This is a genomic window from Cupriavidus nantongensis, from assembly GCF_001598055.1.
GTDB lineage: Bacteria > Pseudomonadota > Gammaproteobacteria > Burkholderiales > Burkholderiaceae > Cupriavidus > Cupriavidus nantongensis.
Window position 1 is genome coordinate 453,374 of sequence record NZ_CP014844.1, and the last position, 13,345, is coordinate 466,718.

The 13,345-nt window shown below is 69.2% G+C and carries 14 protein-coding genes; 8 read left to right on the top strand and 6 right to left on the bottom strand.

Annotated elements, in window-relative coordinates; all coding sequences use genetic code 11:
• Window positions 1-28 precede the first annotated feature (28 nt).
• Genes A2G96_RS02015 through A2G96_RS02035 form a run of 5 tightly spaced genes read left to right on the top strand, consistent with a single transcriptional unit; the run spans window position 29 to window position 3,201 of the window.
• The gene (locus A2G96_RS02015) at window positions 29-964 is read left to right on the top strand and encodes a hydroxymethylglutaryl-CoA lyase (RefSeq protein ID WP_062796311.1); all 936 of its coding nucleotides are present in this window, start codon (window positions 29-31) and stop codon (window positions 962-964) included.
• Window positions 965-998: 34 nt separating this feature from the next.
• Window positions 999-1,538 carry a YbaK/EbsC family protein gene (locus tag A2G96_RS02020; protein ID WP_174549288.1) on the top strand — a complete coding sequence of 180 codons (540 nt, stop codon included), beginning with the start codon at window positions 999-1,001 and terminating at the stop codon, window positions 1,536-1,538.
• Window positions 1,535-1,963, top strand: a complete 429-nt coding sequence (locus tag A2G96_RS02025) for a thioesterase family protein (RefSeq protein ID WP_062796313.1) — start codon at window positions 1,535-1,537, stop codon at window positions 1,961-1,963. Before A2G96_RS02020 ends, A2G96_RS02025 begins: the two co-directional genes overlap by 4 nt.
• A 21-nt stretch (window positions 1,964-1,984) precedes the next feature.
• On the top strand, window positions 1,985-2,275 hold the full coding sequence (locus A2G96_RS02030; protein ID WP_082819031.1) for a DUF1289 domain-containing protein: 291 nt from the start codon (window positions 1,985-1,987) through the stop codon (window positions 2,273-2,275).
• A gap of 32 nt (window positions 2,276-2,307) precedes the next feature.
• Window positions 2,308-3,201, top strand: coding sequence for an MBL fold metallo-hydrolase (locus A2G96_RS02035; protein ID WP_062802012.1), 894 nt, complete (start codon window positions 2,308-2,310; stop codon window positions 3,199-3,201).
• Between the two features lie 119 nt (window positions 3,202-3,320).
• Here the strand turns inward: A2G96_RS02035 and A2G96_RS02040 are convergent, their stop codons facing one another.
• From A2G96_RS02040 to A2G96_RS02065, 6 genes are all read right to left on the bottom strand, one after another.
• The gene (locus tag A2G96_RS02040) at window positions 3,321-5,507 is read right to left on the bottom strand and encodes a TonB-dependent receptor (protein ID WP_062802013.1); all 2,187 of its coding nucleotides are present in this window, start codon (window positions 5,505-5,507) and stop codon (window positions 3,321-3,323) included.
• 159 nt (window positions 5,508-5,666) lie between these two features.
• Window positions 5,667-6,065 carry a hypothetical protein gene (locus A2G96_RS02045; protein WP_062796315.1) on the bottom strand — a complete coding sequence of 133 codons (399 nt, stop codon included), beginning with the start codon at window positions 6,063-6,065 and terminating at the stop codon, window positions 5,667-5,669.
• Complete coding sequence (locus A2G96_RS02050; protein ID WP_062796317.1) at window positions 6,055-7,338, bottom strand: GTP-binding protein; 1,284 nt, start codon at window positions 7,336-7,338, stop codon at window positions 6,055-6,057. Before A2G96_RS02050 ends, A2G96_RS02045 begins: the two co-directional genes overlap by 11 nt.
• A 230-nt stretch (window positions 7,339-7,568) precedes the next feature.
• Window positions 7,569-7,988 (bottom strand): RNA polymerase-binding protein DksA, encoded by a 420-nt coding sequence (dksA, locus tag A2G96_RS02055; RefSeq protein ID WP_010813282.1) that lies wholly within the window; start codon window positions 7,986-7,988, stop codon window positions 7,569-7,571.
• A 610-nt stretch (window positions 7,989-8,598) separates the two neighbouring features.
• Window positions 8,599-9,684, bottom strand: coding sequence for a CobW family GTP-binding protein (locus A2G96_RS02060; protein ID WP_062796319.1), 1,086 nt, complete (start codon window positions 9,682-9,684; stop codon window positions 8,599-8,601).
• A 28-nt stretch (window positions 9,685-9,712) separates the two neighbouring features.
• Entirely contained in the window at window positions 9,713-10,234 is a 522-nt protein-coding gene (locus A2G96_RS02065) for a Fur family transcriptional regulator (RefSeq protein ID WP_062796320.1), read from the bottom strand.
• 131 nt (window positions 10,235-10,365) lie between these two features.
• Here A2G96_RS02065 and A2G96_RS02070 point away from each other — a divergent pair, with 131 nt between their 5' ends.
• The 3 genes from A2G96_RS02070 (at window position 10,366) to hslV (ending at window position 13,340) form a co-directional block, all read left to right on the top strand.
• Window positions 10,366-11,265: an alpha/beta fold hydrolase gene (locus tag A2G96_RS02070; RefSeq protein WP_062796321.1), complete on the top strand. Its 900-nt coding sequence runs from the start codon at window positions 10,366-10,368 to the stop codon at window positions 11,263-11,265.
• A gap of 288 nt (window positions 11,266-11,553) precedes the next feature.
• Window positions 11,554-12,540, top strand: coding sequence for a tripartite tricarboxylate transporter substrate-binding protein (locus tag A2G96_RS02075; RefSeq protein WP_062796322.1), 987 nt, complete (start codon window positions 11,554-11,556; stop codon window positions 12,538-12,540).
• A 263-nt stretch (window positions 12,541-12,803) separates the two neighbouring features.
• A complete protein-coding gene (hslV, locus tag A2G96_RS02080; protein WP_012351483.1) occupies window positions 12,804-13,340 on the top strand; it encodes an ATP-dependent protease subunit HslV in 537 nt (178 codons plus the stop codon).
• Window positions 13,341-13,345 lie beyond the last annotated feature (5 nt).

Sequence of the window (13,345 nt, forward strand, 5' to 3'; positions counted from 1 at the left end):
CCCACCGAATAAACGACAGGAGACAGCCATGACCATGCCGAACTACGTGAAGATCGTTGAAGTGGGCCCGCGCGACGGCCTGCAGAACGAGAAGGCGATGGTGCCCACCGACGTGAAGGTCGCGCTGATCAACCAGCTTACCGACGCCGGCTTCGTCAATATCGAGGCCGCCTCGTTCGTGTCGCCCAAATGGGTGCCGCAGATGGCCGACGGCGCCGACGTGATGGCGCGCATCCAGCGCCGCGCGGGCACGCTGTATTCGGCGCTGACGCCCAACATGAAGGGCTTCGAGGGCGCGATCGCGGCCGGGGCCGACGAGGTGGTGATCTTCGGCGCGGCCAGCGAGGCGTTCTCGCAGAAGAACATCAACTGCTCGATCGCCGAGTCGATCGAGCGCTTCGCGCCGGTGGCGGCCGCGGCCAAGGAGCAGGGCGTGCGCCTGCGCGGCAGCATCTCGTGCGCGCTCGGCTGCCCGTACCAGGGCGAGGTGCCGGTCAGCTCGGTGGTCGACGTGGTGCGCCGCATGCGCGAGCTGGGCTGCGACGAGATCGACATCGCCGACACCATCGGCGTGGGTACGCCGGTGCGCGTGCAGCAAGTGATGCGCGCCGCGGCGGCGGAGTTTGCGCTGGACCGGCTCTCCGGCCATTTCCACGACACCTACGGCCAGGCCCTGTCCAACATCCTGGCCAGCCTGGAAGTGGGCATCGCGATCTTCCATGCCTCGGTCGCGGGCCTGGGCGGCTGCCCCTATGCCAAGGGCGCCACCGGCAACGTCGCCACCGAAGACGTGCTGTACATGCTGCACGGCATGGGCATCCACACCGGCATCGACCTGGAAGCAGTGGTGCGCGCCGGCGACTACATCTCGCAGGCGATCGGCCGCGCCAACAGTTCGCGCGTGGGCCGCGCCCTGCTGACCAAATGGGCCGCCGCCAGCGACGCGGCGCCGGCCTGCGTGTAAGGCGCGGCCAATACAAGAGAACGCAGGAGAACGCATGACAATGCCTGACGAAGCGCTGCCCGAGTCCGCGCTGCCCGAGTCCGCGCAGCGCGTGGCCGACCTGCTGGCCGGCCTCGGCCACGACCGGCCCGTGGTGATGCTGCCCGCGACCGGCAAGACCTCGGCCGAGGCTGCCGCCGGGCTCGGCTGCAGCGTGGCCGAGATCGCCAAGTCCATCATCTTTCGCCGCGTCGCCGACGATGCGCCGGTGCTGGTGATCGCCAGCGGCAGCAACCGCGTCGACGAGGCCAAGGTGGCGGCGCGCGTGGGCGCGCTGGGCAAGGCCGACGCGCGCTTCGTGCGCGAGAAGACCGGCTATGCCATCGGCGGCGTCTGCCCGATCGGCCATGCGGTGGCGCCGGTGATGCTGCTGGACCAGGACCTGTTCCGCTATGACAGCCTGTGGGCCGCGGCCGGCCATCCGCACGCGGTGTTCAACCTGACCCCGCACCAGCTGCAGCAGATGACCGGGGCCGAAGTCGCCGATGTCGCGATCGCGGCCGCTCCCGGAGCCGCTTCCGGAGCCGCGGCATGAGCCCGGACCTGCGCCCCGGCCTGGCCTTCACCTGGCAATACACGGTGCCGCCCAAGGCCACGGTGCCGCGCCTGTATGACGATATCCCGGGCTGCGCCGAGATGCCCGACGTGCTGGCCACCGGCTACCTGGTCGGCATCATGGAGTGCGCCTGCCTGCAGATGCTGCGCGAGCACCTGGACTGGCCGCGCGAGCAATCGCTCGGCACGCTGGTCAGCTTCTCGCACCTGGCGCCGACGCCGCCGGGCATGACCGTGACGGTCAGGGGCGAGCTGGTCGAGGTCGACGGGCGCCGCCTGCGCTTCCAGCTGAGCGCATGGGACGGCGAGGACAAGATCTCGGAGGGTGTGCACGAGCGCCACCTGATCGACGCCGGCCGCTTCAACCAGAAGGTCGCGGCCAAGGCCGCGCGCGCGGCGGGCTGAGTGGCGAGCGCGCGCAACGCCATGGCTACGATGCCGCCTTCGCCGCCTTCGCCGCCTTCGCCTACCTTGCCCGCCTCGCTCGCCGCGGAACTGGCCAGCCAGGCCGACGCCGCGCTGCACGCCACGCCGGTGCCCTCGCCGTGCCGCAACGTCTGCCGCATGGACCCGTCGAGCGGCTATTGCGAGGGCTGCCTGCGCACCATCGAAGAGATTGCCGGCTGGTCGTCGGCCGGCGACGAAGACAAGCGCCGCATCTGGGCGCAACTGCCGCGGCGCGCCGCAGGGCTGGCGGGCGGGGAGACATCGTCGTGAGCGAAAACACCGTGCCGCGCTTGCCGGCCACCATGCGCGTGTTCGAGCGCGGCTGGCTGTCGGCCAACAACATCCTGTTCGACGACGGCGACGATACCGCGCTGGTCGACACCGGCTACGTCACCCACGCGCCGCAGACGCTGGCGCTGGTGGCGTCCGCGCTGCAGGGCCGGCCGCTGGCGCGCGTGATCAACACCCATCTGCACTCCGACCACTGCGGCGGCAATGCCGCGCTGCAGGCACGCTGGCAGCCGCGCACCGCGATCCCCGCGGCCGAGGCCGAGGCCGTGGCGGCGTGGGATACCGATGCGCTCAGCTACAAGGCCACCGGCCAGCAGTGCGACCGCTTTACCTTCGACAGCGTGCTGAACGACGGCGACACGCTGCGCCTGGGCGGCATCGACTGGCAGGTGGTGGCAGCCCCCGGTCACGATCCGCACGCGGTGATGCTGTTCGCGCCCGCGGAGCGCATCCTGATATCCGGGGATGCGCTGTGGCAGAACGGCTTCGGCGTGATCTTTCCCGAGCTGGAGGGCGAGAGCGGCTTCGCCGAACAGGCGGCAGTGCTGGCGCGCATCGCGCAACTCGATGTGCGCGTGGTGATCCCCGGCCACGGCAGCGTGTTCACCGACGTCGCCGCGGCGGTCGAGCGCGCGCAGGGACGCCTGGCGTACCTGAGCGCCGACCCGGCGCGCAATGCCGCGCATGCGGTCAAGGTGCTGGTGAAATTCAAGCTGCTCGAGGCGCAGCGGATGACGCTGGCGGCATTGGCCGCGTGGATGGAGGCGGCGCCGCTGATGGCCCACATGCGCGAGCGCTTTATGCCGGGGCAGCAGATGGCTGAGCTCTGCGCGCAGACGGTGGGGGCGCTGGCGCGGGTGGGGGCGGCGCAGGTCGAGGGGGAGTGGGTGGTGAATCGGGATTGATTCCGCGCCGAGGCCGCGCCTCATAGCGAGGGATCCGTCGCTCCTGCTGGTTTGCTACCCTCTCCCGCAAGCGGGAGAGGGAGCACACAATCGGGATGCGCGGCCTTGCGGCAGGCCGATCAGAACGACGTCCTGAACCCCACCTTCACACTCCTGCCCGCCATCGGCGCGATATCCCGCAGGATCGAGCCCGCGTTGCGCGCGTCCTGGTTGGTCAGGTTGTCGCCGCGCAGGTACACCAGGGTTTGCGTGCCCGCCACCTTGAACTTGTAGGTCAGCGCCAGGCTCAGCAGCGTGTAGGCATCGGTCGGTGTGTCGTTGGTCGGCACGCGCGTCTGCCTGGCCGCGTAGGTGACATCGACGCGTGCGCCCCAGGGCCCGGCGCCATACACCAGCGCGCCGCCCAGGCGCAGCGGCGCCAGCCGCGGCAGCGGCTCGCCGGTGTCGCGGTTTTCGCCGCGCACGTAGTCGGCGCGCGCCTCGAAGTCGAGCGTGTCGCTGCTGGTCAGCATCTTCTGCAGCAGGCGCGTCTTGCCTTCGACCTCGAAGCCGTACAGCGTCGCCGGCACGCCCAGGTACTGGAACTCGGGCAGCGCGTCCGGGCTGCCGGGCGCGACCACGTCGCCGGCCTCGTCGCGGGCGCGGCCGGTGGCGCTGAGCGCGAGGTAGTTGGCGAAGCGGCTGTAGTAGCCCGACACGCCGGCGCTGTGCGCGCCTGACTTGAAGCGCACGCCCAGGTCGATCGAGGTGGCGCGCTCCTTGTTGGCATTGGGATCGCCGACTTCCCAGGCGCCGGTGGCGACGTGGGGACCGTTGGCGTACAGCTCGTAGAAGGTCGGCGCGCGTTCGGTGTAGGACAGGTTGCTGGTCAGCGACCACGCCGGGTTCATCTTGTAAAGCAGGCCGGCCGAGGCGCTGGTGGCGTTGAAGCTGCGGTTGGCGTCGGCGAAGCGGTCGTTGCCGTTGGCGCTGGCCTTGACGCTGCTGTGGTCGAGCCGGCCGCCGAAGTTCAGCTTCAGGTCGCCGCCGGCGGTCAAAGGCAGTTCCTCGAACAGGAACAGCGCGGCGTTGTCGGTGTTGGTGCTGGGCACGAACGCCTCTTCGCCCAGCGCCGAGAAGTTGGTGTGGCCGAACTGCGTGCCGATCACGCCGGTCAGGTTGCCGATCTTCGCGTGGCGGGCCTCGAAGCGCGCATCCCAGCCGCGGTTCTTGAAGATGGTGCCGGTCTCGCCGTCCTCGATTTCGCGGTGCTCGTAGTCGGTGAAGCTGACCTTGCCCTTGACCGACTCGAACCAGCCGCCGGTGTTGCCGGCGAGGTTGCGTGCCTCGCCTTCCAGCGCGAAGCGGTCCTGCTTCATTTTCAGCCGCACCGCGTCTTCGGCGGGCGTGCCGTAGTCGTTGCGGTAGGCGCTGTAGTTGGCGCCGAGGAAGCCATCGGCCCAAGTGTAGGAGCCGCCCAGCGAGCCGCCCTGCTGGTCGGCGCTGGTATTGGGCAGGCGGCCGTAGGGTTCGGCCTCGCCGTCGGGCAGCGGCTCGGCGTTGCGCAGGCGGTCGCTGCGCGCGTAGCCGGGGATGCGCAGGTCGCTGGTCTTGCGCGCGAAGGCATCGGCGTGGACCGCAAACTTGCCGTTGCCGGCCTCGATCAGCGCGCTGGCGTTGCGCGCCTGGTCGCCGCCGGCGGTGGCGCTGGCATCGATCGCGCCGCCGACGCCTTCGATCGGCTCCTTCGGGATGCGGTTGTCGATCACGTTGACCACGCCGCCGATGGCATTGCCGCCGTACATCAGCGCCGCCGGCCCGCGCACGACTTCGATGCGCTCGGCCACCAGCGGATCGACCGGCACGGCATGGTCGTAGGACAGCGTCGAGGCGTCGACCGTGGTGCCGCCGTTCTGCAGCACCTTGATGCGGTCGCCGTCCAGGCCGCGGATCACCGGCCGGCTGGCGTTGGGGCCGAAGTAGGTCGACGAGACCCCGGGCAGCTTGTCGAGGGTCTCGCCCAGCGTGCTGGCCTGGCGCACGGCCAGCGCGTCGCCGCCCAGCGTCGAGACCGGCGCCACCATGTCGTTCAGGTCGCTGCCCAGCGGGTTGGCGGTGACCACGACTTCGCGCAGCGTGGCGCCAGCGGCAGGCGTGGCCGGTGCAGTGTCTGCGGCGGGCGCGGTGGCGGTCTGCGCCAGCGCTGCGGGCGCCACCAGGGCGGTGGCCAGCGTGGCGGTCAGGGAGGCGGCAAGTGCCGCCAGCGGGGTCAGGCGCGGGGCGGCAGGCTGGGGGTAACGGCGGGCGGTATAACGGTTCTTCGACATGGCGCGCGGAGCAATGCAGTGGCAATCGGCCCGGCTGGCACGGCGGCATCCGGCCAGGCGCGGCACGCCAGCAAAGGGCATGGCGGCGCGGCCGGCAGGGCGCGTGTTCAGCTCGGAATGCGTAAGACGGCGGGTGCGCGGCGCTGGCCGCGTCCCGGATCAGGCGAGGGCGATGGCCGGCGCCGGCGGGGCGCGCGACTGGAAGGGCTGGGATGAGGGCAGGTCGGGCCAGCGCCAGGCCAGGCTGGCGGGCTTGACCGGCTTGCCGTAGGCAAGCTGCAGCGGCGGCAGCTTGCCGCAATGGGTGTCGGCGACGGTGGCACCATCGAACAGCACGCACGAGTGACCGCTGAAGGCCTGCGACAGCGGGTGCGGATCACTGTCGGACGCGGCGACCTTGGCTGCGGACGGGGCACTGGCCGGTGCCAGCAGGCCGCCGTGGACGATGCGGTGGGTCAGCCCGGCATGCTGCGCCAGCAGCAGGCACAGCGCCAGCCACAGCGCGGACCAGAGGCCCGGGCCGTGCGCGCGCAGGCGGGCGAACCAGTCAGTGCGCATGGGGATTGCGGCCCTGGTGACCGTGATCGTGGCCGGGATCGCCGCAATCGCAGTCATCGCCATGGCTGTGATCGTGGCCATGGTCGTGGTCGTCGTCGAAGTCATCGACCCAGGCGGGGAACGGGTCCGGATACGCGGCCCAGGCCTCCACGCCGGCGGCCATCTCGGCATCGCTCAGCAGGCAGGCGTCGAGACGGGCCTGCAGCGCGGCGTGGTCGAGGTCCAGGCCGATCAGCACCAGTTCCTGGCGGCGGTCGCCGAACGGCGCCGGGGCGCCGGCGTCTTGCATGTCGGCTTCCACCTCCGCACGCTCGGCGGCATCTACCGGCCATTCGGCCGGGTCCAGCGCCGCCCACCAGGCACCGGCGCCGCCATGGCGGCAGACGCCGCCGGACTGGTTCCAGTCGCCCGCGGTTTCCATGCGGCTTGCCAGCCAGAACAGGCCTTTGGAGCGCAGCACGCTGCCATGCTCGCGCAGCCATTCGGTATGGATCAGGTCGGCGAAGCGTTGCGGGTGGAACGGGCGGCGGCGGCGGTAGACCAGCGTGGACACGCCGCTGGCGGCATCCGCCGCGGGCGCCTCGCCACGCAGCGCGGCGAGCCAGCCGGCGCCTTCGGCGGCGGCTTCGAAATCAAAGCGGCCGGTGCCCTGCACGCGGCCGGGCGGCACCTTGCCGAAGCTGGCCGCGACGATGTCGGCGCGCGGGTTCAGCGCCTGCAGCGCCGCGCGCAGCCGCGCCAGCTCGGCGGCGCCGACGAGGTCGGCCTTGTTCAGCACGATCACGTCGCAGCCTTCGATCTGCGCCACCAGCACTTCGGCCACGGTGCGGTCGTCGTCCTGGTCCTGCGCCAGGCCGCGGTCGGCGAGGAACTCGGCTTCGTTGAGGTCGCGCAGCACGGTAGCGGCATCGACCACGGTCACCAGCGTATCGGGCTGCACGGCCGCGTCGGGCCCCGCGCCATGCTCGGCCTCGAACAGGAAGCCTTCGGCAATCGCCAGCGGCTCGTCCAGGCCGTCGGCCTCGACCAGCAGCGCGTCGAAACGGTCCGTGGCGGCCAGCCTGGCGGCTTCGGCGAGCAGCGGCTCGCCCGACGGCAGCAGCGTGGCCTCGCAACCGGGCGGCAGCGCAGCCAGCGCTTGCCCGTGCTGCGCGCCGCAGACCAGCACGCCGACCCGCCCGCCGGCGCCATGCGCGAGCAGGTGGTTCAGCAGCGTAGTCTTGCCGGCGCCGGGCAAACCGGACAGCACGGTGACGGGCAGGCGATCAGCCATGGCAGCAGCAGGGAATGTGGAGAGGGCAACGCAGCGCGCATAGCCGCGGCGCGCTGTTGCAACAAGGTTGCGAATTTACCAGAAAGGCGGCGGCGGCAACAGCCGGATGATTCTCAATGTCGGGCCGTGGCCCTGGCGCGACAAGGGCGGGTGTGGGCCTCAAAAACAAACGGCCCGGGTACCCGGGCCGTTGTTGCGCAGGCTGCGCCGGCGGGCCGGCGCGCCGTGCTTCAGTCGCCGAACAGCTTCTGGCGCAGTTCGCGGCGTTGCTGCGCTTCCAGCGACAGCGTCGCGGTGGGGCGCGCCAGCAGGCGCGGCACGCCGATCGGCTCGCCGGTTTCTTCGCACCAGCCGTAGTCGCCGGACTCGATGCGCTGCAGCGACTGTTCGACCTTCTTCAGCAGCTTGCGCTCGCGGTCGCGCGTGCGCAGTTCCAGCGCGTGTTCTTCCTCGATGGTGGCGCGGTCGGCCGGATCCGGCACGATCACGGTTTCGCGCAGGTGTTCCGTGGTCTGGTCAGCGTTCTTCAGGATTTCGTCGCGCAGCTGTTCAAGGCGGTGCTTGAAGAAAGCGAGCTGCGCTTCGTTCATGTAATCCTTGTCGCTCATCTTCAGGATTTCAGCTTCAGTCAGAAGTTTGTTGCTGCTCATGGTTGCTGCTGATTCTCTTGTTGATGCGGCCGGCGGCGTCTCAGTCCGCGCGGGTGCGCTGTCCGCGCGCTTGCGCGCCACGGTTGTTTCACTCTGGCTGGCTGCAGTCTTGCTGCTTCGCGGGCCTCCCTTCCTTGCGCCCGCTTCGGCGTTCGCCGTACTGCCGCGGGGAGCGGACGCGGCCTTCACAGGCTGCGTCTTGAGCGTCTCTGCCGCTGCACTACCAGTCTTGCTGCGGCTTTCTTTGGTCTTCGTTGCGGCTGTCATGGGGACACCTCTCTCTCGCGTCAGTCAGTGACGGCGCGCGTCGGGGTACCCCAAGCGGAACAGGCGGTCTCCGCACGAAGCACTGCGACCGCACCTGCTGGCGGCCTGCCTCATGCTGACGACAACCGCCGCCCTGCAAGTCCACCGGCAAGCGGTGGACCGGACACCGGCGGCGGGAAAAAGGTGCGCCACCGGTATCAAATCCGGCCTATTGTACTTGAACAAATTTTTCGGAGATATGGGGAAAACCGGCTGGCGCTTCGGTATTTCCCCGGTACCCCGAACGGGGGGCAGCCGCGCGGCGGTGTCGGAAGGGATGCCGCCCATAGGACGGCAGGCGCACTCAGGCCAGGCAGTTTTCCAGGCCCTTGAGGATGGCGTCGCGGGGCAGGTCCACGCCGATGAACACCATGCGCGTGCCCGGGGTCTCGTCTTCCCACTTGGCACCGATGTCGCTGCCCATCAGCTGGTGAACGCCCTGGAACACCACTTTGCGGTCCACCCCCTCCATATATAGTACGCCCTTGTAGCGCAACAGTTTTTCCCCGTAGACAGCCAGGATGCCGGACAGGAATTCTTCCAGCTTGCCGTAGTGGAACGGCTTGTCGCTGCGGAAGACGAACGACGCGATGCGGTCGGTATGGTGGTGGTGGTGATGGTGATCATGCACGTGGCCGTGGCCATGATCGTGATCGTGGCCGCAGTCGGCGCCGCAATGGTCGCCGTGCTCATGGTCGTGATCGTGCGCGTGATCGTGGTCGTGTTCCTCGGCGCGCAGGAATTCCGGGTCGATCTCGAGCTTGGCGTTCAGGTTGAAGCCGCGCAGGTCGAAGATGCTGTCGATCGGGGCCTCGCCGAAATTGACCAGGCGGATCGGCGCGCGCGGGTTCATATGCAGCAGGCGGTGGCGCAGCTCGGCCACGTCGGCTTCGCCGACCAGGTCGGACTTGGTGATGAAGATGGCGTCGGCAAAGCCGACCTGGCGCTGCGCCTCTTCCTGCTTGTCGAGCTGCAGGTGGGCGTGCTTGGCGTCGACCAGCGTGATCACCGCATCGAGCAGGTAGCGCGAGGCGATCTCTTCATCCATGAAGAAGGTCTGCGCCACCGGGCCCGGGTTGGCCACGCCGGTGGTCTCGATCACCACGCGGTCGAACCCGATCTCGCCGGCGTCGCGGCGCGTCAGCAGCGTCGACAGCGCCTGCACCAGGTCGCCGCGGATGGTGCAGCAGATGCAGCCGTTGCTCATCTGCACGATCTGCTCGCGGCCGTCCTGCACCAGGATCTCGTTGTCGATGTTCTCTTCGCCGAACTCGTTCTCGATCACGGCGATCTTCATGCCGTGCTGCTCGTTCAGGATGCGCTTGAGCAGGGTGGTCTTGCCGCTGCCGAGGAAGCCGGTCAGGATCGTGACCGGAATCAGTTTGGACATTGTTGGTTCTCCGGGAAATGAGTGCCGGTCAGTGGGCGGCGCGCGTACGCTTGCCGCATTCGGCGCAGACGCCGTTCACGGTCAGTTCGACATGTTCGATGGCAAAGCCGCTGGGCACGCGCGGCGCGGCCGGCTGCGCCGGGGCGGCGGCATCGTCCAGGCAGAAGGTGCGGTCGCAGCGGGTGCAGTGGAAATGGCTGTGCTGGCGATGCTCCTGCGCGCGCGCGGCCTCGTGCTCGACCAGGCTAAAGCGGAACACGCGGTCGTTGCCGGCGCGCTTCTGCGCCACACCCTGGTCCACCAGCCAGTCCAGCACGCGGTAGACGGTGACGCGGTCGATGGTCTCGCCGGCCTGCGGCAGCCGGTCGATCACGGCCTGGTGCGTCAGCGCCGCGTCGCTGCCGATCAGGCAGGCCAGGATGCACAGCCGCGGCTGGGTCACGCGCGCGCCCAGCCGGCGCAGGCGTTCATGGGCGGCCTCCAGGGCCGCCGGGGTCGGGATTGCCGGTTCCGGCGCCAGGGCCGGCCGGTCCGGACTGGGACGGGTCATGGCCGGATTTAACCATAGCCCTCTGGTTGTTGCAATTCAGTTGCGTCAGCCGGGGCGACGGATTGCGCCTATGATCGGCACAGGAGCACGTGACAAGACCACCTGACAAGACCACCTGAGCGGAGACCCCCATGCTGAACGACGCGAGCGCGCTGCTGTTCCCGAATTTCGAACCGTTCCGGCAGCAGGTCGGCGAGGTCGAGATCGCCGGGGTGCGGGGCGGCTCGGGGCCGCCGCTGCTGCTGTTGCACGGCCACCCGCAAAGCCACCTGATCTGGCACCGGGTGGCGCCCGCGCTGGCCGACCACTTCACCGTGATCGCCACCGACCTGCGCGGCTACGGCAGCAGCGCCGCGCCGCCCGGCAATGCCGGCCACGAGCGCTACAGCAAGCGCACCATGGCGCAGGACCAGGTGGCGCTGATGGCGGCGCTCGGATTCCAGCGCTTTGCGCTGTGCGGCCACGACCGCGGCGCGCGCGTCTCGCACCGGCTCTGCCTGGACCATCCCGACGCGGTCAGCCGCGCCATGCTGCTCGACATCGCGCCGACGCTGGCCATGTACGAGCGCACCAGCATGGCCTTTGCCGCCGCCTACTGGCACTGGTTCTTCCTGATCCAGCCGGCGCCGTTCCCAGAGACGCTGATCAACGCCGAGCCGGATTTCTACATCCAGAAGCTGATGGGGCTGCGCCACGCCGGCCTGTCTGCGTTCGCGCCCGACGCCATGGCCGCCTACACCGCGGCGATGCGCGACCCGGCGCGCGTGCACGCCATGTGCGAGGACTACCGCGCCGCCGCCACCATCGACCTCGAGCACGACCGCGCCGAGCGCGACGCCGGGCGCCGCCTGGCGCTGCCGCTGCGTGTGCTGTGGGGCGAGCACGGCGTGGTGGCGCGCTGCTTCGAGCCGCTGGCGCTGTGGCAGGAAGTAGCCGCCGACGTGAGCGGTCGCGCGCTGCCCTGCGGCCATTACATCCCAGAGGAAGCCCCCGAGCCGCTGCTCGAGGAAATGCTCGGTTTCTTCCGCTAGCCGGCGGCGGCTGTCGCGAAACGCGGAGTTTGTGGTCGATTGCTGCCAGTTCTTCTCGCTTTCTCGCCATATGCCGCGGATTGCAGGCGGGTTAGCCCCTATACCTGCCTATTGTCTGCTGTTGTTAACATCAAGCCCCGCCCTTGCCGTTTACGGTGGGCAGCGAAGCCAGCCGGCATGGTCCAAGCGCGGCCAGAGAGACCGCGCCAGTGCGCCCGCCCCACGCGGACGCCGGGCTGGCGGCAACGCATTGCAGACGGGTATTACCGGGAACCAGGAGAAGAGAGCATGAAACGAGTGGCAAAGATGGTCGCGGCCGCTATGGCAGTCAGCGCGATGGGTGTGTCGACGGGCGCGTACGCCCAGGAATATCCCGGCAGCAAGCCGGTGACGGCGGTGGTGCCGTTTGCCGCGGGCGGCCCGACCGACAAGGTCTCGCGCGAACTGACCATGATCATGTCCAAGCACCTGGGCGCGACCATCGTGATCGAGAACCTCGGCGGTGCCGGCGGCACCATCGGCGCCAAGAAGGTGGTCCAGGCCAAAAACGATGGCCACACCGTGCTGATCCACCATATCGGCATGTCCACGGCCCCGGCGCTGTATCGCAACCTCGGCTTCGATCCGCTCAAGGACTTTGAAATGGTCGGCGAGATCGCCGACGTGCCGATGGTGCTGGTGGGCAACAAGTCGCTGCCGCCCAACACCTTCAAGGAGCTGCTGCCGTATATCAAGGCCAACGCCAGCAAGCTGTCGCTGGCCAATGCCGGCATCAGCTCGGCCTCGCACCTGTGCGGCCTGCTGTTCCAGAGCGCGATCCAGACCGAGCTGACCACGGTGCCGTACAAGGGCACCGCGCCGGCGCTGACCGACATCCTGGGTGGCCAGGTCAACCTGATGTGCGACCAGACCACCAATATCGCCGGCCAGCTCAAGGCGGGCGCGCTCAAGCCGTATGCGGCCATGCAGTCGCGCCGCGTGGAAGCCTTCAAGGACATCCCGACCGCCGCCGAGCAGGGCCTGCCGGGCGTCGAAGTCAAGATCTGGCACGCCATGTACGCGCCCAAGGGCACGCCCAAGCCGGTGATCGACAAGCTGTCGGCCGCGCTGCAGAAGTCGGTGGCCGACCCGGCCTTCCGCGCCAAGATGGCCGAGCTGGGCGCCGAGGCCGTGCCCGCGCAGCGCGCCACGCCGGATTCGCTGCGTACCTTCCTGGGCGCCGAGATCAACAAGTGGACCCCGGTGATCAGGAAGGCCGGCGTTTATGCGGACTGATCGATCGGACTGATCGATCGGACAGGTCGATCGGACTGAGCCGATGGAGTGATTCATGCGGCGCGCCGGCCAGCTGGCCGGCGCGTCGTGCCGAAGGGCCATGCATTGCGCATGGCCTTTTTTGTTTGCGGCTCGGCCCGACCGGCGCTGGCCGGCATCCTATATTGGTCAGACTGCCGCCGCGCCGCCAAGGTGCGCGGCAGGCCTTGAAACCGCGCGGGGGCGTCGCCAACTACGGTCCTGACATATTCACGGAAGCCACCATGGAACAGTATCACGGCACTACCATCGTCAGCGTCCGCCGCGGCAATCAGGTCGCGCTGGGCGGTGATGGTCAGGTCACGCTCGGCAATATCGTGATGAAGGGCACCGCGCGCAAGGTGCGCCGCATCTACAACGGCAAGGTGCTGGTCGGGTTTGCCGGCAGCACCGCCGACGCCTTCTCGCTGCTGGACCGCTTCGAGGCCAAGCTGGAGAAATACCAGGGCAACCTGACCCGCGCCGCGGTCGACCTCGCCAAGGACTGGCGTTCTGACCGCGCGCTGCGCCGGCTGGAGGCCATGCTGATCACCGCCGACCGCGACACCACGCTGGTCATCACCGGCAACGGCGACGTGCTCGATCCCGAAGGCGGCATCGCCGCGATCGGGTCGGGCGGCGCGTATGCGCAGTCGGCGGCCAAGGCGCTGATGGAGAACACCGAGATGGCGCCGAAGGACGTGGTCGAGAAGGCGCTGACCATCGCCGGCGAGCTCTGCATCTACACCAACACCAATTTCGTCATCGAGACGCTGGAATAAGCCGC

Excerpts from the sequence above, each read along its gene's own strand:
- A2G96_RS02015 (WP_062796311.1), top strand. The coding sequence starts at position 29 with ATGACCATGCCGAACTACGTGAAGATCGTTGAAGTGGGCCCGCGCGAC.
- A2G96_RS02020 (WP_174549288.1), top strand. The coding sequence starts at position 999 with ATGACAATGCCTGACGAAGCGCTGCCCGAGTCCGCGCTGCCCGAGTCC.
- A2G96_RS02025 (WP_062796313.1), top strand. The coding sequence starts at position 1,535 with ATGAGCCCGGACCTGCGCCCCGGCCTGGCCTTCACCTGGCAATACACG.
- A2G96_RS02030 (WP_082819031.1), top strand. The coding sequence starts at position 1,985 with ATGGCTACGATGCCGCCTTCGCCGCCTTCGCCGCCTTCGCCTACCTTG.
- A2G96_RS02035 (WP_062802012.1), top strand. The coding sequence starts at position 2,308 with ATGCGCGTGTTCGAGCGCGGCTGGCTGTCGGCCAACAACATCCTGTTC.
- A2G96_RS02040 (WP_062802013.1), bottom strand. The coding sequence starts at position 5,507 with ATGTCGAAGAACCGTTATACCGCCCGCCGTTACCCCCAGCCTGCCGCC.
- A2G96_RS02045 (WP_062796315.1), bottom strand. The coding sequence starts at position 6,065 with ATGCGCACTGACTGGTTCGCCCGCCTGCGCGCGCACGGCCCGGGCCTC.
- A2G96_RS02050 (WP_062796317.1), bottom strand. The coding sequence starts at position 7,338 with ATGGCTGATCGCCTGCCCGTCACCGTGCTGTCCGGTTTGCCCGGCGCC.
- dksA (WP_010813282.1), bottom strand. The coding sequence starts at position 7,988 with ATGAGCAGCAACAAACTTCTGACTGAAGCTGAAATCCTGAAGATGAGC.
- A2G96_RS02060 (WP_062796319.1), bottom strand. The coding sequence starts at position 9,684 with ATGTCCAAACTGATTCCGGTCACGATCCTGACCGGCTTCCTCGGCAGC.
- A2G96_RS02065 (WP_062796320.1), bottom strand. The coding sequence starts at position 10,234 with ATGACCCGTCCCAGTCCGGACCGGCCGGCCCTGGCGCCGGAACCGGCA.
- A2G96_RS02070 (WP_062796321.1), top strand. The coding sequence starts at position 10,366 with ATGCTGAACGACGCGAGCGCGCTGCTGTTCCCGAATTTCGAACCGTTC.
- A2G96_RS02075 (WP_062796322.1), top strand. The coding sequence starts at position 11,554 with ATGAAACGAGTGGCAAAGATGGTCGCGGCCGCTATGGCAGTCAGCGCG.
- hslV (WP_012351483.1), top strand. The coding sequence starts at position 12,804 with ATGGAACAGTATCACGGCACTACCATCGTCAGCGTCCGCCGCGGCAAT.